The sequence below is a fragment of the Brevundimonas sp. GW460-12-10-14-LB2 genome, assembly GCF_001636925.1.
GTDB classification, from domain to species: Bacteria; Pseudomonadota; Alphaproteobacteria; order Caulobacterales; family Caulobacteraceae; genus Brevundimonas; species Brevundimonas vesicularis.
Genome location: NZ_CP015511.1, coordinates 896,361 through 913,468, shown reverse-complemented (window position 1 = coordinate 913,468; position 17,108 = coordinate 896,361). Strand labels below are relative to the sequence as shown.

Annotated in this window: 16 protein-coding genes and 1 tRNA gene; 9 read left to right on the top strand and 8 right to left on the bottom strand. The window is 67.4% G+C overall.

Features of this window, described 5'->3' with window-relative positions; all coding sequences use genetic code 11:
- Positions 1–34: 34 nt before the first annotated feature.
- Positions 35–844: a sterol desaturase family protein gene (locus A4249_RS04410; RefSeq protein WP_231868769.1), complete on the bottom strand. Its 810-nt coding sequence runs from the start codon at positions 842–844 to the stop codon at positions 35–37.
- On the opposite strand from A4249_RS04410, the gene A4249_RS04405 reads away from it, so the two are divergent.
- Positions 843–1,328: a sterol desaturase family protein gene (locus A4249_RS04405; protein ID WP_066551325.1), complete on the top strand. Its 486-nt coding sequence runs from the start codon at positions 843–845 to the stop codon at positions 1,326–1,328. The two genes, A4249_RS04410 and A4249_RS04405, sit on opposite strands and share 2 nt — an antisense overlap.
- Here A4249_RS04405 and fni read toward each other — a convergent pair.
- On the bottom strand, positions 1,295–2,338 hold the full coding sequence (gene fni, locus A4249_RS04400) for a type 2 isopentenyl-diphosphate Delta-isomerase (RefSeq protein WP_066554777.1): 1,044 nt from the start codon (positions 2,336–2,338) through the stop codon (positions 1,295–1,297). The genes A4249_RS04405 and fni overlap by 34 nt on opposite strands.
- 109 nt (positions 2,339–2,447) lie before the next feature.
- Here fni and A4249_RS04395 point away from each other — a divergent pair, with 109 nt between their 5' ends.
- From A4249_RS04395 to A4249_RS04385, 3 genes are read left to right on the top strand one after another with little or no spacing between them, the layout of a single operon-like run.
- The gene (locus A4249_RS04395; protein ID WP_066551323.1) at positions 2,448–3,344 is read left to right on the top strand and encodes a polyprenyl synthetase family protein; all 897 of its coding nucleotides are present in this window, start codon (positions 2,448–2,450) and stop codon (positions 3,342–3,344) included.
- Positions 3,345–3,363: 19 nt separating this feature from the next.
- Complete coding sequence (locus A4249_RS04390; protein WP_231868768.1) at positions 3,364–4,251, top strand: ABC transporter ATP-binding protein; 888 nt, start codon at positions 3,364–3,366, stop codon at positions 4,249–4,251.
- Complete coding sequence (locus tag A4249_RS04385; RefSeq protein WP_066551319.1) at positions 4,248–5,315, top strand: ABC transporter permease; 1,068 nt, start codon at positions 4,248–4,250, stop codon at positions 5,313–5,315. The genes A4249_RS04390 and A4249_RS04385 overlap by 4 nt, the downstream gene beginning before the upstream one ends.
- A 3-nt stretch (positions 5,316–5,318) precedes the next feature.
- Here the strand turns inward: A4249_RS04385 and A4249_RS04380 are convergent, their stop codons facing one another.
- The 3 genes from A4249_RS04380 to crtY are packed head-to-tail and all read right to left on the bottom strand — an operon-like array spanning position 5,319 to position 8,895.
- Positions 5,319–6,251: a phytoene/squalene synthase family protein gene (locus A4249_RS04380; protein WP_066551316.1), complete on the bottom strand. Its 933-nt coding sequence runs from the start codon at positions 6,249–6,251 to the stop codon at positions 5,319–5,321.
- Positions 6,248–7,729 (bottom strand): phytoene desaturase, encoded by a 1,482-nt coding sequence (locus A4249_RS04375; RefSeq protein WP_066551314.1) that lies wholly within the window; start codon positions 7,727–7,729, stop codon positions 6,248–6,250. Before A4249_RS04375 ends, A4249_RS04380 begins: the two co-directional genes overlap by 4 nt.
- On the bottom strand, positions 7,729–8,895 hold the full coding sequence (gene crtY, locus A4249_RS04370) for a lycopene beta-cyclase CrtY (protein ID WP_066551312.1): 1,167 nt from the start codon (positions 8,893–8,895) through the stop codon (positions 7,729–7,731). The genes A4249_RS04375 and crtY overlap by 1 nt, the downstream gene beginning before the upstream one ends.
- Before the next feature lie 80 nt (positions 8,896–8,975).
- Here crtY and A4249_RS04365 point away from each other — a divergent pair, with 80 nt between their 5' ends.
- Entirely contained in the window at positions 8,976–9,701 is a 726-nt protein-coding gene (locus tag A4249_RS04365; RefSeq protein ID WP_231868767.1) for a fatty acid desaturase, read from the top strand.
- Positions 9,702–9,799: 98 nt separating this feature from the next.
- Here A4249_RS04365 and A4249_RS04360 read toward each other — a convergent pair.
- Positions 9,800–9,891 (bottom strand) — tRNA-Ser (locus tag A4249_RS04360).
- A 138-nt stretch (positions 9,892–10,029) separates the two neighbouring features.
- Here A4249_RS04360 and A4249_RS04355 point away from each other — a divergent pair.
- From A4249_RS04355 to A4249_RS04340, 4 genes are read left to right on the top strand one after another with little or no spacing between them, the layout of a single operon-like run.
- Entirely contained in the window at positions 10,030–11,514 is a 1,485-nt protein-coding gene (locus A4249_RS04355) for an exopolysaccharide biosynthesis polyprenyl glycosylphosphotransferase (protein WP_066551308.1), read from the top strand.
- An 11-nt stretch (positions 11,515–11,525) separates the two neighbouring features.
- Positions 11,526–12,971: an oligosaccharide flippase family protein gene (locus A4249_RS04350; protein ID WP_066551306.1), complete on the top strand. Its 1,446-nt coding sequence runs from the start codon at positions 11,526–11,528 to the stop codon at positions 12,969–12,971.
- On the top strand, positions 12,968–13,900 hold the full coding sequence (locus A4249_RS04345) for a glycosyltransferase family 2 protein (protein WP_066551304.1): 933 nt from the start codon (positions 12,968–12,970) through the stop codon (positions 13,898–13,900). The genes A4249_RS04350 and A4249_RS04345 overlap by 4 nt, the downstream gene beginning before the upstream one ends.
- Before the next feature lie 2 nt (positions 13,901–13,902).
- Positions 13,903–14,835 (top strand): glycosyltransferase family 2 protein, encoded by a 933-nt coding sequence (locus tag A4249_RS04340; protein WP_066551302.1) that lies wholly within the window; start codon positions 13,903–13,905, stop codon positions 14,833–14,835.
- On the opposite strand, the gene A4249_RS04335 is transcribed toward A4249_RS04340, so the two are convergent.
- Both A4249_RS04335 and A4249_RS04330 read right to left on the bottom strand, forming a co-directional pair.
- Positions 14,836–15,339, bottom strand: coding sequence for a DUF1543 domain-containing protein (locus tag A4249_RS04335; RefSeq protein ID WP_066551300.1), 504 nt, complete (start codon positions 15,337–15,339; stop codon positions 14,836–14,838). It abuts the gene before it with no gap.
- Between the two features lie 11 nt (positions 15,340–15,350).
- Positions 15,351–17,015 carry an FAD/NAD(P)-binding protein gene (locus A4249_RS04330; RefSeq protein ID WP_066551298.1) on the bottom strand — a complete coding sequence of 555 codons (1,665 nt, stop codon included), beginning with the start codon at positions 17,013–17,015 and terminating at the stop codon, positions 15,351–15,353.
- Positions 17,016–17,108: the final 93 nt, after the last annotated feature.

Genomic DNA, 17,108 nt, shown 5'->3' with positions numbered 1-17,108 from the left:
ACGCCCGACAATCCTGGTTCAAAGCGGTGGCGTCTCAGCCTCTCTTCCTTCGAGCGGAAGAAATCTCGCTGCCTGCCCATCGGTCCCACATCTGGAAATACAGGCCGTAGTTGCCGTTGAAGCGTTTGTGGTGCGCGTCGTGGTGGGTGGCGGTGATCATCCAGCGCAGGGGGGCGCGTTTCAGCCAGGACGCGGGCCAGACCTCCCGACCCGCATGATTCAGCACGGCCGTGGCGGTCATCAGAGTCAGCAGCGCCAGCGCTACGCCCCAATGAATAGGAATGAACAGGGTCAGGGCCGGCAGGAACCAGGCTGTGGCGATCGCTTCAGCCGGATCGAAGGCGAAGGAAGCAAAGGCGCTGGGATCGTGCGACCGATGATGCTCGGCATGGGCCCAGGGGAAGACGCGCGGATAGTGCAGTCCGCGGTGAACCCAATAGTAGAAGGCGTCGTGGGCTAGCATGTAGACGATGAAGCTGACGGGCAGCCACCATAGCGGCCAGGCATGGATATCGTCATAGATCGCCGTCCCGCCGCGCTTCCAGAGTTCGATGACGAATGCAGCCGGCAAGGCGTAGATCGGGCAGGCGATCAAGGACGCGATGACTTCGGCGCGGATGCGTTTCGCCGCTGGCGGCCTGTGGTTCAGCTGACGCCCCCGTCCCGCTCCGCCCCACAGCAAGCCATGGGTCACGACACCGACCAGCAGATAGCGCACGCCGATGATCAGGCTGAGCGCGAGGGTGGTGACGAACAGGTCCTTCAACATGGGCGCACAGACGGCGAAACGTCGCGCCGGGTCAAGTCGTGACGCGCGGTCCGTAAAGCGCCTATGATGGGTCATGTCCTGGCCGACGATGATCCTGCTGTTCCTCGCCACCTTCCTGGGGATGGAGGTCTTCGCCTGGGCGATGCATCGCTATGTCATGCATGGCCTGCTTTGGACCTGGCACCGCAGCCATCATGAGCCGCACGACGACGTGCTGGAAAAAAACGACCTGTTCGCCGTGGTGTTCGCCGCCCCGGCCATCGTCTTCGTCGCCTTGGGTCTGCATCTGTGGCCTTGGGCGCTGCCGATCGGCATGGGCGTGACAGCCTATGGACTGATCTATTTCTTCTTTCACGACGGACTGGTGCATCGCCGGTTTCCGACGGGAATCGTCGGACGCTCGGGGTTCTGGACGCGACGCATTCAAGCCCACCGACTGCATCACGCAGTGCGGACGCGCGAAGGCTGCGTGTCGTTCGGCTTCCTGTGGGTGCGGTCGGCGCGCGCGCTGAAGGCCGAACTGTCTCAGAAGCGCGGCGCTTCCAGCAACGGCGCCTGAGCCAGGGCGGCAAGGTCCGCCGACCCGGTGCAGAAGCAGGCCAGCCGCAGTTGGGCCGCCATCAGATCCAGATGACCCACCACGGCCCCGGTCGAAGTCAGCGCCGCCTCGAGCACGCCCGCCGCTTGGCCGACCAGACAGGCGCCCAGCCGGATCGCGCGCGCCGCATCCAGACCGTCGCGGATGCCGCCCGACCCGATCAGATCCAGTTCCGGCGCGGCCTGGGCGCAGTCTACCAGGCTGCGCGCCGTCGGCACGCCCCAGCCGGCGAAGGGCGCGGCCAGCGCTTCCGCCCGACCTCCCGTCGCTCGCGCACCCTCGATCAGGCCCCAGTTGGTGCCCCCCGCCCCGGCCACGTCCAGCGCGGCGACGCCCATGTCCGCCAAACGACGCGCCACCGCGCCGGACAGGCCGGCGCCGGTCTCCTTGACGATCAGACGGCCCGGGAAAGCCGCCGCAATCTGCTCGATGCCTCGCGCCACGCCACGCCAGTCGCGATCGCCCTCGGGCTGAACGCCTTCCTGCAACGGGTTCAGATGCAGGATCAGGGCGTCGGCGCCGATCATCTCCATGGCCCGCCGCGCCTCGTCCACGCCATAGCCCAGGGCGAACTGCACGGCGCCCAGATTGGCCAGGATCATCGCATCCGGAGCCCGGCGTCGCAGATCCAGCCCCAGACCCAAACCGCCGTCCGTCTCCAGCGCCACACGCTGCGAGCCGACAGCCAGAACGACGCCCAGAGCCTGGGCGGCCTCCGCAAGCCGCGCATTGATCGCCTCGGCCCGCGATGGCCCGCCGGTCATCGAACTGATCAGGAACGGCAAGGCGACCCGCCGCCCCAGAAAGCGCGTCGCCAGATCGATCGCGTCGTGATCGATATCTGGCAGGGCGTCATGAGCGAAACGGACGGCGTCCAGACCCGATGTCGTCTGGCTGACGCCTCGTCCGGCCCGCACGTGGTCGATGTGTTCGTCCTTGCGCCGGATCAAGGCATCGGCGTCGGTGGACATCGCAAACGGCTCCTGGCGGGTTGCATCCGACGCGGTCGTGATGCCGTATGGCATCATAAAGGTTCGGCGCGTGGTCGCAACGCGACGCCGGCGAGTATGGGAGATCTGTATGGCGATCGTCGGCATCCGGCGCCAACCGCCCCTGGCGGACGCATCCTGCGACCCCGACGATCTGCGCCTTCTGGTTCAGTCGCGCTTGGCTGAGCTGGCTCCGGCGCACGACGGCCTGCTGTCTACGGCGGCCCGCGAGGCCTTGCTGGGCCAGGGAAAACGCGTCCGGCCGGTGCTGGCCATGCTGGCGGCGGCGCATGTCGGCGGAGATCCGGAAGACGCCCTGGACTATGCCTGCGCGCTGGAGATGGTTCATGCCGCGTCGCTGGTTCTGGACGATCTGCCGTGCATGGACGACGCCTCGTTGCGTCGGGGCCAGCCGACACTGCACCGTCGCCACGGCGAGGATACGGCCGTTCTGGCGGCCGTGGCCCTGCTGAACCAGGCGACGCGTCTGGTGCTGCAGACCCCGGCGTCGGCGGAAACGCGTCTGGCGGCCCTGGACCTTTTGACGCAGGCGATCGGCTTCGACGGCTTGTCCGAGGGTCAGATGCGCGACCTGCGCGACGACGCACGGGATCGCGATGAAACTGCACTGCGCCAGATCAATGACCTGAAAACCGGCGCCCTATTCGTCGCCACCGTGCGCGGCGGCGGTCTGCTCGGCGGCGGCGATGCGCAGGATTTGGCGCGGCTGTCGGTCTTCGGCGAGGCGATCGGCTTCGCCTTCCAGCTTTGCGACGATCTGCTGGATGTTTGTTCGACCGTCGACGCCGTCGGCAAGGACGTGGGTCAGGACGACGACACCACCACCTTCGTCGATCTGTGGGGCGAATGCCGAACCCGCGCGGCGGTGCGGCAATCCTTGGCCAAGGCGGTCGAGGCGGTCGGCCATGACAGCCCCCTGGCCCTCTATGTCCTGGACCTTTTCCAGCAGGCCGAACTTGGGGTCTGAGGTCACGCCGGCCTTGTCGTTGAGCGGGATCGATGCGGGCTACGACGGCCGACCCGTGCTGCGTGACTTCAGCCTCAGCATCGCTGTGGGCGAGGTCTATGCCCTGCTCGGGGCGAACGGCGCGGGCAAGTCCACGGTGGCGCGCGTCGCCTCGGGTCTGCTGCCCGCTCGTCGCGGGCGTGTCGTATTGGGCGAAGGCGGCGGACCACGCGGGCGCATCGGGCTGGCGCCGCAGGACAGCGCCCTGTTCCCGGCCCTGTCGCCGCGCGAGAACGTCGATGTGATGGCGCGGCTATGCGGCGTGCCCAAGCGTGATCGCGGCGCCGCTGTGAACCGCGCGCTAGACCTGACCGGCTGCGGCCCGCGCGCGGACCAGCCGGTGCGCACCCTGTCCGGCGGTTGGAAACGGCGAGCCAACCTCAGCGCCGCCCTGGTCGGGCAACCGCGCCTGCTGATCGCAGACGAACCGACTGAAGGGGTGGATGCGGCGACCCGCAGTGTGCTGTCCATAGCCCTGCGCGAAACCGCAAAGGCGGGCGCCGGCTGCCTTCTGATCAGCCATGACGCCATCTTCGTCGCCGATACGGCCGACCGGATCGGCGTCCTGGCGCAGGGACGGCTTCTGGCGGAAGGCGCGCCGCACGCCCTGCTTCATCGCGCGTTCGGCTCAGCCCGGCTGCTCAGCATTCGCCTGACCCGACCGGCATCGGACCCCGCCGCCCAATGGTTCGCCCAGGCGGGGCTGACAGCGTCCGAGGACGGGCTGGAGTGGCGGCGGCTCTGCGAGGACGCGTTGGCCATCGCCCAGATGCTGGCCGCCGTCGTCGATGGGGAGGATGGCGAGGTCGCCGTGCGCCGCCCCGGCCTGGACGATCTGGTCGCACAGCTGTCGCAGGCTCCATCATGATGGCGGTGGCGGGCGCCTGGGCGAGAGGGTTTTGGCGCGACCGCGCCGGCGTGATCCTGACCCTACTGTTGCCACCCCTGGTCTATCTGCTGTTCGCAGCGATCTTCGGCGCGGGCGCGCGCGGCGACATCGACACCACCGTCGTGCTGCACGACGCGTCGCGCACGCCCGCGACGGCAGCGATCCGCGAGGCGGTGTCGAAAGACATAGGCGATCGTCTTCGTGTCGTCGACGATCGCGAGGCCTTCGATCGCGCCGTCATCGACGGTCGCGCCGACGCGGGCATACTGATCCGTCCCTCGACGCAGGGACCGCCGAAGCTGGTGATCGTTTCCGCCGCCGGCCGGGACGTGGCGGCGTCGGCGCTTCAGGCGCGGCTGGAGCCGATGGCCGCCGCCCTGTCGGGTCAGGTCGCACGACCCGCGTCGCGCGTTCAGACCCTCCAGATCGGTCCCCAGGGTGATGTGCAGGCGACCTATTATGCGGGCGCGGTCAGCGTCATGTTCGTCTTCTTCGCCGCCATGCACGGGGCCATGGGCGGGCTGGACGAGCGGCGGTCCGGCCTCCAATCACGCCTGGCCCTGGCCCGCGGCGGCCTTGCGCCCATCCTTGGCGGGCGGGCCGTCTGGCTGACGGCGGTGGGCGTGATGCAGTCGGCGGCTGTGTTCGTCGCCGCCTGGGTCAAGCTGCCCGACCTCGCGCCCTGGCAGATGGCGGCGGCTGCGATGACCGCCTTGGCGGTCGGTTTCTGCGCCGCCGGCCTGGCCCTTGCTTTGACAGCAGCGTGTCGATCGCGTGAGCAGGCCCAGCCGCTGACGACCTTCGTCGTCCTGCTGCTGGCCGCTCTGGGCGGATCGATGGCGCCGCGCTTTTTGATGCCCGAGGCCTTCCGCAATCTCGGCTGGATCACGCCCCACGCCTGGGCCATCGAGGCCTATCAGGCCGTGATCTGGCGGGGCGAATTTACTTCGACGGTCATCGCCGCCTGGGCGGTCATGGCCAACCTGGGCGCAGGCGGCCTGGGCGTCGCCCTGATGTTGGAGCGGCGGCGCGCGGCTCGCTGATCGTCAGACGTGGGTCCATAACGCCGGGCGCGGCGGCGGCTCGCGCCAAGCGTCCAGCGTCTTGCACCACAGGGCGATCAGGCCACCGCGCCCCAGCAGCATCAGTTTACCCGCCTTGTCGACCGACGTCCGCCCGTCCCAGGCGCTCACCCCAGCGCGCGACACGTGGCGGCCGATCGAACGATAGACGCCGCGCGCCGTCGCGATGGCCCAGGCCGAACGCGGGTTCAGATCGCGCAAACCCCACCGCGCCGAGGCGTAGAAGGGCTCGGCGGCCGCCACCAGACGCTGCGCCGTCTTGGCCACAGCCGCGCGGTGCTGGGGCTGATCGACCTGATCGCGCGGCACGCCCGCCTCATCCAGCCAGGCGCCGGGCAGATAGACGCGTCCGCCCTTCGCATCCTCGACCACGTCGCGAGCGATGTTCGTTAGCTGGAACGCCAGCCCCAGGTCCTGGGCGCGTCTCAAGGTCGGCGCATCGTCCACCCCCATGATCCGCGCCATCATCACCCCGACGACGCCGGCGACGTGATAGGCGTAGTCCAGCGTGTCCTCCAGCGTATCGTAACGCCGGCCGACCACGTCCATCTCGAACCCCTGCAACAGGTCCATCGCCTCGTCAGCCGGAATGCCATGACGCATGGCCACGCGTTGGAAGGCGGTGAAGACCGGGTCCGTCTGCGGCTCACCGGCCAGGGCGGCGGCGGTGCGCAAACGCAGTTCGTCCAGCTTCTCGCCGGCCAGCACCGGATCGATGCCGACCGCGCCGTGGCCCAACACCTGTCCGTCGATCTCGTCGTCGCAGTGCCGGCACCAGGAATACAGCATCCAGGCGTCGTCGCGGATCGCCGCCGGGAATAGGCGCGCGGCGGCGGCGAAGCTCTTGGACCCCTGCTCCATCGACTGGCGGCTGTGATCCAGGACGGCGTCGTTCATGCCGGCTGCCTCGCGTCCTCGATCATCAGGACGGCCGTGGCCTTGGCCGAGCCGACCACGCCCGGCACGCCCGCGCCAGGATGGGTGCCGGCGCCCACGAAATACAGATTGGGAATCTGGTCGTCGCGGTTATGCACCCGGAACCAAGCGCTCTGGGTCAGGATCGGCTCCAGCGAGAAGGCAGAACCCTGGTGCGCGTTCAGCTGGTCGCGGAAATCGACCGGCGTGAAGATCCGGCAGGTATCCAGGTCCGCCGTCAAACCGGGGATGTAACGTTCTTCCAGATAGGCCAGGATCCGGTCGCGATAGCGCGGTCCCTCGACCGCCCAGTCGATGTCCGCCGAGGCCAGGTGCGGCACGGGCGCCAGGACATAGAAGGCGTCGCAGCCTTCCGGCGCCAGTGACGGATCGGTCCGCGTCGGCGCATGCAGATACAGCGAGAAGTCATCGGGCAGGTCCGGCCCCTTGAAGATTTCGGCGATCAGCTCGCGATAGCGCGGCCCGAACAGCACCGTGTGGTGTCGCACCTCCGGGTGGACGCGTTTCAGGCCGAAATAGATGACAAACAGCGACATGGAGTGACGCCGCGACGCCAGCTTGGCGCCCTCCTTCTGACCGCGCGGTTCCTGACCCAGCAGGCGCTGATAGGTGTGAACCACGTCGGCGTTGGAGGCGACCATGTCGAAGGCCAGCGTCTCGCCGTTCACCACCACGCCGGTCGCACGACCGTTCGCCATGGTGATGCGCTGAACGGGACTGTTCAGCCGGACTTCCCCGCCCAGATCCTTGAGCAGACGCACCATGGCCTGGATCAGGGCTCCGGTGCCGCCACGCGGGAACCACACGCCCCAGCGCCGCTCCAGCGCATGGATCAATGCATAGATCGACGAGGTGGCGAATGGATTGCCGCCGACCAGCAGGGAGTGGAAGCTGAACGCCTGACGCAGGTGCTCGTCCTGAATATAGCTGGCGACCTTGTCATAGACCGACCGCCAGGCCTGAAGCCGCATCAGCTCCGGCGCGGCCTTGACCATGCTGGCGAAGTCCAGGAACGGCACGGCCCCCAGCTTCAGATAGCCTTCCTTCAGCAGGTCCTGCGAATAGGCCAGGAACTTGCGATAGCCTTCCTTGTCGGCCGGATTGCGCGCCACGATCTGGCGATCCAGCTCGTCCTGATCGTTGACGTAGTCGAAGACGTCGCCGTCTTCCCAGCACAGCCGATAGAAGGGCGCGACCGGCAGCAGTTCGACATAGTCCGACAGCTTGCGCCCGCTGGCCTCAAACAGTTCCTCCAGCGCTGACGGGTCGGTGATGACGGTGGGACCGGCGTCGAAGGTATAGCCCTTGTCCTTGAACACATATGCCCGGCCGCCCTCCAGATCGCGGGCCTCGAACACCGTGGTCTGGATGCCCGCCGACTGCAGCCGTATGGCCAGCGACAAGCCTCCGAAGCCCGATCCGATTACAGCAGCCCGCATCACGCACGTCCTCTTTCGACCAGACAGGTCAGTGCGGCGCCGATCGGCACCGGGGGTTTTCCGCTCAGAACCCGCGCCTTGTCGGCGAGTGTGGATCCCGCAGCGTAGAAGCGTTCGACCAAAGGCTGGGGCAGACGATAGAACCGCTCCAGCACCTTGTATCGCTCATCAGGCCGCGCCGCACGGAATAGCATCCGGTTCAGCAACCGATAAAAGCCTCGTCCGGCCCATACGTCATGCGCATGGCGGCGGATGTCTTCGGCGATCGTCGCCGGCTCGAAATCCCGCGCCAACCGGTCGGCCAGCCGCACCGCGTCTGGCAGGGAATAGCCGGTGGTCGGGTGAAATAGCCCGGCGCGCAGGCCGCTGAGCGCCGTCGCCCCCATCCGCGACAAATGCGCGGCGATGTCCCCGTCAAGCGCCACTGGCAGGACGCCGTCCTCCTCGCGCAGCACCGTCTCGATCTCCCAGCCCTGCGCGTGGGCGTAATCCAGCACGCCCTGCCGGAACGCCGCGCGATCCAGCGCATCGCCGTCGGTGTAGCGCGTATCCTCGATCAGCAGCGTGCGATCATCGAACGGCAGGGTGTAGAGGAACCGGTAGCCCCCGGCCTGATCGACGCAGGCGTCCATGACGATGGGCATGGTCAGACCGTGCGGCGCCGCCAGCCGCACCTCCAGCCCGACGAACTTCTGAAAACCTAGCGCCAGATCCGGCGTCGCGGTCGGCCCGCACCCATCGATCACCGCCTTGGCGCTCAGACGCCGTCCATCAGCCAGCACCGCCTCGGTCGGCGACACCGAGGCGACCGGCGCGCCCAGCATGACCTTTCCGGGCAAGGCCGCCTCGACCACCGCCGCGAACCGTTCGGCCGTGACGCTGCAATAGGGGGTCGATAGCGCGCGTTGGAACTGGGGAAAACGGACGCTGTATTCCGGCCAGCGATGCACAACCAAGGGCGTGATCCAGTCGCGCTGCGCCTGCGTCAGGTCGCTGTCGAAGAAGGACCAGGTATGGACCCCGCCCAGGGTCTGCGCCGCCTCGACGATTCGCACGTCCAGATCTGGGCGGACCTGCGACAGCCGCAACGCCAGCAAACCATTGGCCAGGCCGCCGCCGACCAGCAAAAGGTCCGGCGCGGAAGTGTCAGAGGCGTCGACCTGCATTCCAGACAGGTGGCACGCGCGGAGGCATGCGGCAAGCGAACAGGATGCTTACCGGGCCGCGATGCGCTAAGTGTCGCGCCATGTCCGCCGTCACGCCAATGTCACGGGTCGTCCCGAACCAGGCCCTGATCGGTCTGACGCTGGCTGGCCTGATCGCGGCGGCTTGGCTGACCCTGCATATCTACGGCGTCTATTTTCATCGCTGGACGATCTGGAGCGTCCTGACCGTTCCGCTGATCGTCGCCGTCCAGACCTGGCTGTCCGTCGGCCTGTTCATCGTCGCCCACGACGCCATGCACGGCTCGCTGGCCCCGGGACGCCCACGGCTGAACACGGCGATCGGCAGCCTGGCGCTGGCCCTCTATGCCGGCTTTCGGTTCGCGCCTTTGAAGACCGCACACCACGCCCATCACGCTGCGCCCGGTACGGCGGACGATCCCGACTTTCACGCCGACTCCCCTAGCGCCTTCCTGCCCTGGTTCTACGGCTTTTTCCGCACCTATTTCGGCTGGCGAGAACTGGCCGTTCTGACGGTGCTCGTGGCCGTTGCGGTGCTGATCCTCGGCGCCCGTATACCCAATCTTCTGGTCTTTTGGGCCGCGCCCGCCCTGCTCTCGGCGCTACAGCTTTTCACATTCGGCACCTGGCTGCCTCATAGGCACACCGACGACGCCTTCCCCGACAACCACAACGCCCGCACCAGCCCCTTCGGCCCGGTCCTGTCGTTGCTCACCTGCTTCCACTTCGGCCGCCACCACGAACACCACCTGACCCCCTGGAAGCCCTGGTGGAGTTTGTTCAGCTAGGCGTCCCCGGCGGTCGTTTTCAATGGCAACATAACGCACGAAGCCTCTGCCCCGCCGCACCGTGGGCGTCTGCTGATCGGCCTATATTCTGAGAGGAATGGCGGAGACGGAGGGATTCGAACCCTCGGTACCCCTTACGGGGTACGACGATTTAGCAAACCGTTGCCTTCAGCCACTCGGCCACGTCTCCTGCGAGGGCGTCGATAGCGGAGGCTGATGCGTCGCGCAATCCGGTTCGAGAGAAAGCGTCCACGTTAACGCGACATAGAGGCCACAGCGGCAATATCGCGGCCATCATTCGCCCCCCGGATCGCTCCTGGATCGCCTCTTGCTCGACCGTCCCGCCAGTCTCGCCGCCGACACGCCGCTCAAGAGCCGGCCGTCGCGCGGGCCGTTCCGGCCGGAGATCTGGCTGAATGCGCGCGAGCGATCGTCCGTGCGCTTGTCGGCGCACTATTTCCGGCTGATCGACGTGTTGATGGTGTGCGGCCTGGCTTTCAGCGCGGTCCTGGCGATCCAGCCGACGGGTCTGGCCTCGATCACGGTCGGCGACGCCGCGCCCGTGGTCGTCGGCGCCGTTTTGGTGCTCGAGCTGATGCGCGCGCTTCAGCTTTATCGATTCGGACGCGACACGCCCTGGCCTCTGCACATGGCGGGCGTTGTGGGCGTGGGAGTCGTCTCGGCCGGCGTGGCGCTCGTTCTGGGTTGGCTGCTGGACCGCCCGGCGCTGGACGTCATTGCGCCTTGGGCGCTGACGACGACGGCCGCCTTGGCGCTGTTGCACGGCCTGTGGCTGGTCGTCATTGCACGGTGGCGTCGGCTGGGCGTGCTGTCGCCCAACATCGTCATCGTCGGTGCGACCCGAAACGCGCGACGTCTGATCGAACAGGCGTTGGAGCGGCGCGACATGAATGTGCTCGGCGTGTTCGACGACCGCTTGGCCAGATCGCCAGAGAGCGTCGCCGGCGTACCGGTGCTGGGCGACGCGAAGGCCCTGCTGACCCACCGACTGACGCCCTATGTCGACCGGATCGTGCTGGCCATAGATCCCGAGGCCGGCCAGCGCGTGCGCGACCTGACGCAGACCTTGAACGCCCTGCCCAATCCGCTGACGGTCCTGGTTGATTCAGAACTGGGTCGCGATGGACTGCTGAACAGGCTGGCGAATGCGCCGCTTGCGTCTCTGGATGGTCCTGCCGACCCGGACCGCCGGGCCTTCAACAAGCGGATGCAGGATCTGGTAATCGGCGCTGCAGCCCTGGTGGTTGCTGCCCCCATCATGTCCTTGGTCGCACTGGCGGTGAAGCTGGACAGCCGTGGCCCCGTCTTCTTCCGCCAGCGTCGTCATGGGTTCAATCACGAGACTATTGTCGTGTGGAAGTTCCGCTCGATGCGCCACGCCGCCGCCGACGCCACCGCCAGCCGACAGGTCTGCGCCGACGATGACCGCGTCACCCGCGTGGGCCGTTTCATTCGCGCCACCAGCCTGGATGAGCTGCCCCAGATCTTCAACGTCCTGTCCGGCGAGATGTCCCTAGTCGGCCCCCGGCCCCACGCCATCGGCATGAAGACCGGCGAGACCGAGTCCGCCTTGCTGGTCGCCGAATACGCCCACCGCCATCGCATCAAGCCCGGCATGACCGGCTGGGCCGCCATCAAGGGTTCGCGCGGGCCGGTGGACACCGAGGCCCAGGTGCGCGAGCGCGTGCAGCTGGACATCGAATATATCGAACGCCAGTCCTTCTGGCTGGACCTGTGGGTCATCGCCGTCACTATCCCCGTCCTGCTGGGCGACCGGGCGGCCGTGCGTTGAGCGAGAAGCGCATGTTCTGGCGCGGCGTCTGGGGCTATCTGCCGGCCCAGATCGTCCAGGGGGTGGTCGGTTTCCTGACCATCTTCGTCTTCACGCGCCTGCTCAGCGCCGATGACTTCGGCCATTACGCCCTGGCCTTTTCGGTCACGACCCTGGCGCACACCGTCACCTTCACCTGGCTGGAGGCGTCGATGGCGCGGTTCTGGGCGGCCGAGCGCACGCCTGAGGGTCTGGCGACCCATTTCGCCAGCCTGTACCGCACCTCCTTCGCCATCATCGCCGTCTTCACGCCCATCGCGGCCCTGATCGTCTGGCTGGCGCCCCTGACGCCCGCGTTCAAGATCGCCGTCGCCTTCGGCCTGGCCGGCGCGCCGGTGCGCAACCTCGCCAAACTGGCGCAGGAGCGGTATCGCGCGGCGGGCGAGGTGTCGAAATCCGCCGCCGTGGACATCGGCGTGGCCATACTGGGTTTTCTAGTCGGCGCAGGATTTGCGCTCGCCGGCGCCGGCGCGGCCTCGCCTCTGCTGGGTCTGGCCATCGCCCCCCTGTTCGCCCTGCCCTTCATCCTGCCGGGCGAGTTGCGTCAGTCGACGGGCGGGACCGTGGATCGCACGCGGCTGAAGGCTTACGCCCTCTATGGCTATCCCATTGCGGCGTCGCTGACGCTTGCGCTGGTGCTGGCCTCGACCGATCGGTTCTTGCTGGCCGCCTTCATGGATGCGGCGGCGGTCGGCGCCTATCACGCCAGCTACAGCCTGGCGAACCGGACACTGGACGTCATCTTCATCTGGCTGGGCGCGGCGGGGGCGCCGGCCATGGTCATGGCGCTGGAGCGCGGCGGGCGTGAGGCGCTGCGTCAGACGGCCATCGAGCAGGGTTCGACCCTGATCCTGATCGGCCTGCCCGCCGCCGTCGGCTTGTCGCTGGTCGCGAGGCCGCTGGCGGAGTTGATGATCGGCCAGGATCTGCGCGCCGCCGCCGCCCTGGTCACGCCGTGGATCGCCGCCTCGTCCTTTCTGTCGGGCATGATCGCCTATTATTTCGGCTTCGGCTTCACCCTGGGCAAGAAGACCGGCCTGCTGCTGGTGACGATGGCGATCCCGGCCCTGTGCAACGTCGCGCTGAACCTGGTGCTGATCCCCCGCATGGGCGTGACCGGCGCGGCCGTCTCCACCACCGCCAGCTTCGCTATCGGCCTGATCGCCTGCATCCTGCTCAGCCGCCGCGCCATCGCCCTGCCGATGCCTTGGGAGGCGCTGATCCGCTGCGGGATCGCCTCCGCCGTCATGGCCGCAATCGTTTGGATGCTGCCGCCCATCGGCGGTTTCGTGGAGCTGATGCTGGACGCGAGCGTGGGTGGGGTCGTCTATGCGGCCGTGGCCCTGACCTTGAACGCCGCCGGGGTGCGTGACGTGCTGTTGCGCCTGATCCGCGCGCGTCGGAGCGTGACGGCATGAGCGCCTATGTCCACGACAACGCCGCCTGGTCGCAGGCGACGCCGACGATCTCGGTCCTGATCCCCTTCCTGCGTGACGAACCGCAAGGTTTGCTGCGCCAACTGGACACCGAGGCCTCCGCCCTCGCAGGCGCCGTCGAGCTAATTCTGCTGGACGACGGCACGGCCGACTCCGACCTGACCCAGCAGCTGCAAACGACGATCAGTACGTTGCGACTGCCCGTCCGCCTGATCACCCTTGCCGCCAACGAGGGCCGCGCCAGGGGCCGCAACCGCCTGACCACCGCCGCGCGGGGTGAGTCCTATCTGTTCCTCGACAGCGACATGCGGCCCGACACGCCGGTCTTCCTGCAAAACTGGCTGCGACTGGTGGCCCAGGACGCGCCCGCCGTGGCTTTCGGCGGCTTCTCGCTGGATCAAGCGCCGACCGACGCGCGGTTCGCCGTTCACCGAGCCCTGTCCGGCGCCTCGGAATGCCTGCCGGCGTCGCAGCGCGCCCTGACGCCCGAGAAATACGTCTATACCTCCAACCTCTTGGTCCGCCGCGACGTCTTCGCCTCCGAATCCTTCGATCCCGGTTTCAGCGGGTGGGGCTGGGAAGATGTGGAGTGGGCCATGCGTGTCTCGCGCCGCTTTCCCGTCGTCCATGTCGACAATCCAGCCACCCATATGGGCCTGGACACGGTCGAGGATCTGGCGCGCAAGTTCGATCAGGGCGCCGCCAACTTCGCCCGCGTCGTCGCCCTGCACCCCGCCATCGTCCGGACCTATCCCAGCTACAAGGCGGCGCGCGCCCTGAAACGCCTGCCCGCCCTGCTGCTGGCGCGTCGCCTTATGAAACAGGCCGCCTTGACGACGGCCCTGCCGGTCAAGGCCCGCGCCTTTGCACTGCGGCTCTACCGCGCCGCCGTCTATGCGGACGCTGTCTGACCATGCGCGATGTCGCCGTCATCATCCCGACCCTGCGCCGCCCCGACAGCCTGGAGCGGGCTCTGCGTTCGGTGTTCGCCCAGACCGGATCGCTGCACCGCGTCGCCGCCATCGTCATCGCCGACAACGACCCGGAAGGGTCCGCCGCCGCCCTGATCGAGCGACTGCGCGCCGAGGCGCCCGTCCCACTGTCCTACGCCCACGCCCCCGTCCCCGGCGTGGCGACCGCACGCAACGTCGGCCTGTCCGCCACGGACGCTTCCCTGATCGCCTTCCTCGACGACGACGAGGCCGCCTCCCCCGGCTGGCTCAGTGCCATGCTGGACGCGCAAGGCCAGACCGGCGCCGATGTCGTCTTCGGCCCCATTCGCGGGCGCGTGCCGGACAACACCGGCTGGACCACCGCCTATCTGGAGCGGTTCTTCGGCCGCGAAGGCCCGCGCGAGACCGGCCTGACCGACGACATCCACGGTTGCGGGAACAGCCTGATGGTGCGCGCGACCGCCCTGCCCGGCGAGGCCCCCTTCGATGTCGCCATGAACGAGACGGGCGGCGAGGACGACCGGCTGTTCACCGCCCTGTCGGCGCGCGGCGGCCGCTTCGGCTGGGCCGCCGACGCTTGGGTGGATGAGTTCGCCCCGCCCCACCGCGCCACGCTGAACTACGCCCTCACCCGCGCCTTCGCCTATGGCCAGAGCCCGAGCCAGATGGCCGCCGACCGTCGCGACTGGCCCGGCGTCATCAAATGGATGCTGGTCGGTCTGGCCCAAGCCGGTGTCTGGGGCGCCGCGTCCCTGATGTCCGCCCTCCTTCGTCGTCCCGACCGCGCCCACACCTATGACCGCTGCGCGCGTGGTCTCGGCAAGGTCCTTTGGACGAAAGGCTTCGAGCCGAAACTCTACGGCGCGGCGATGCTGAAGCGCCTTAGGGCCTGATCAGGGGATTGGCATGTAGCGGCAGGTGAAGTCAGGATCGCCCCTCATAAGGCTGGGCTTGAGGTGAATATACAGGCGTTCGCCGCCCGCAACGTCGTCCAGCGCAAACGCCTGTTCGGCCTCATACATCTCGTCCCGGTGCGCGTCCGTCCAACCCCTGGCCAATTTGATAGCGCGCGCCTTGGCCGCCGGCAGGCTATCGGCGACGACGAAGACATTGCGGTGCTGCTCGGCGAACGCCACGCCGTCGTAGCCGCCCAGGTTGACGTAATAGAGCTTCTCCTTGCCCTGATAGGGCGTGGGCAGAAGACTGACCTCATAGCCGTCTGCCTGCGAAATCTCAGACCAGCAGTCGATGTGCAGCGTCCCTTCACGTCCCCACCACTGCGCCAGCAAGGCGTCTTTCGTCACTTCGATCGTGGGGGCGACGAGGAACCGCATATCGTGCACCTCGATATTGGCGCCGGGGTGCTCTCCGCCGATGTAGATCGCAAACAGCTTCATTCGTCCTCGCGTCAGGCCGCCGTATCGGCAAGATCGACCGCAGGCTTTGCGGTATTCAGGATCAACGCCAGTCGCCGACCGACGATCCCGCCCATTTCGTGCGAACTGGTGATCCCTTGCGCGAAGGGATGCCGCCCCATGATGAACGGCAGGCTGAGACAGAACAGCCGATCCATCGGCAGAGGTGCGTCGACCGGCCGAAACAGGTCATCGACCGCAATCCCCCGGATGACATCGGGCGCGTCATTCGCAACCTGATCACGCACGATCCCTTGCTCCAACAAGGACAGGAAAGGAAACTGGATGCCGCTCAGAGCCGCTTGCCCCGTCGCCTCGATGAAGATCGGGAAGTGGCGCGTCGTGTCGCCGATCGTCACCCGCGCGCCGCCTTGGGGACAACGCGTATCGACATCGTGGTCGTCGCCCAGCGCGATGACATCCAGCCGTCTGGCGGTGTGCAGCGCCAGCATCCGCTCGATCGATTCGTGCGGCACACCGGCGTAGATATCGACAAAGATCGGCTTGAAGGCGCGGCTGAACCGCTCGAACTGGATGCTGTCCAGATGGGGCACGATGACGGCGACGATTTCATGCATGCGCAGGATGCCGTCGCGCCAGGCCACCGTCACCTCTGCGGCATGGTTCGCCTGCGCCTCCTTCAGGTTCGCGGCGGCCCAGACGAAGGGATCAACCGATGCCCGCCGCGCGAAATAGCTCTCGGCGAAGGTTTCCAGCGTCGCGTCATGCAGTCCCGTCTCGGCGGCGTAGTCCGGATCCAGATGGATCAGTTCGGCTCGAAAAAGGTCGAACACGGCGTCCAGCAGCCCGTCAGGACCGCACGCCGCAGCCGCAGCGACAGCCTCGGGCGTACAATAGGTCAGCGGGCGATGCGGCAGCGGAAAATAGAAATCCGCCTCGGGCAACAGTCCCTTTCGCGACATCATGGCGATGTGAAAATCTTCGGTATCGGACGCGGGCTGATAGATCAGCCGATCATCCTGTCGAACGAAGTCCCCGTGCGACGTGGCCAGGGCGACGGCCGCATCGATGGCCGTCAACGACGACCCCCGAATGCCGATCTGCGTCGCCGGAACATCCGCGAGGTCAGATGCGGGCCAGGGGCTGAGGAAATATCCGGGCTGGGCGTCCGGCCGCGACGGCCACTGGTGACCCGTCGCCAGAACCACGTGGTCGAATACAGCCTTGGCGACCTTCCGCGACGGCGGCGACGTGTAGGTCAGCTCGATACCGTCCTTGCGGTTCGCAGCGTCGATGACCCGGCATCCCGTCCGCACATCGATGACGACGCCCATCGCGCGGGCCTGCTGAACCAGGGCGGCGAACTGATTTTCGAAATATCGTCCCAGGGCGACGCGTGGGACGAAGGTGCGCTCATCGAGCGACGCCCCATCCACGTCCAGCTCTGCCAGTTCGGCGGGCGTTCGTGCCGACAGCCAGTCGGCCAACGTGTCCTGTAACTTCGGGATCTCTATGCTGGCGATGTTGGACAGCATCGCCGCGTCGTTCCAGTCCGGGCTGTAGGGGCTGCCGCAACCGGCCGTCTCGCGCGCCTCGAACACCGTCACCCGCGCCGAAACGGTGCCTTGAGACAGCAGGGCATGAAGAGCGTAGAGCGTCGTCGGCCCCGCTCCGACGAATGCGACGGACTTTGTCATGGCCACACAATGCGCAAGACGCGGAAAGGCACCGCATCCACGCCGAGCTTCGCCGCAAATGCTTCATTTTCTTGCCGAATGTACGAAAGCGGA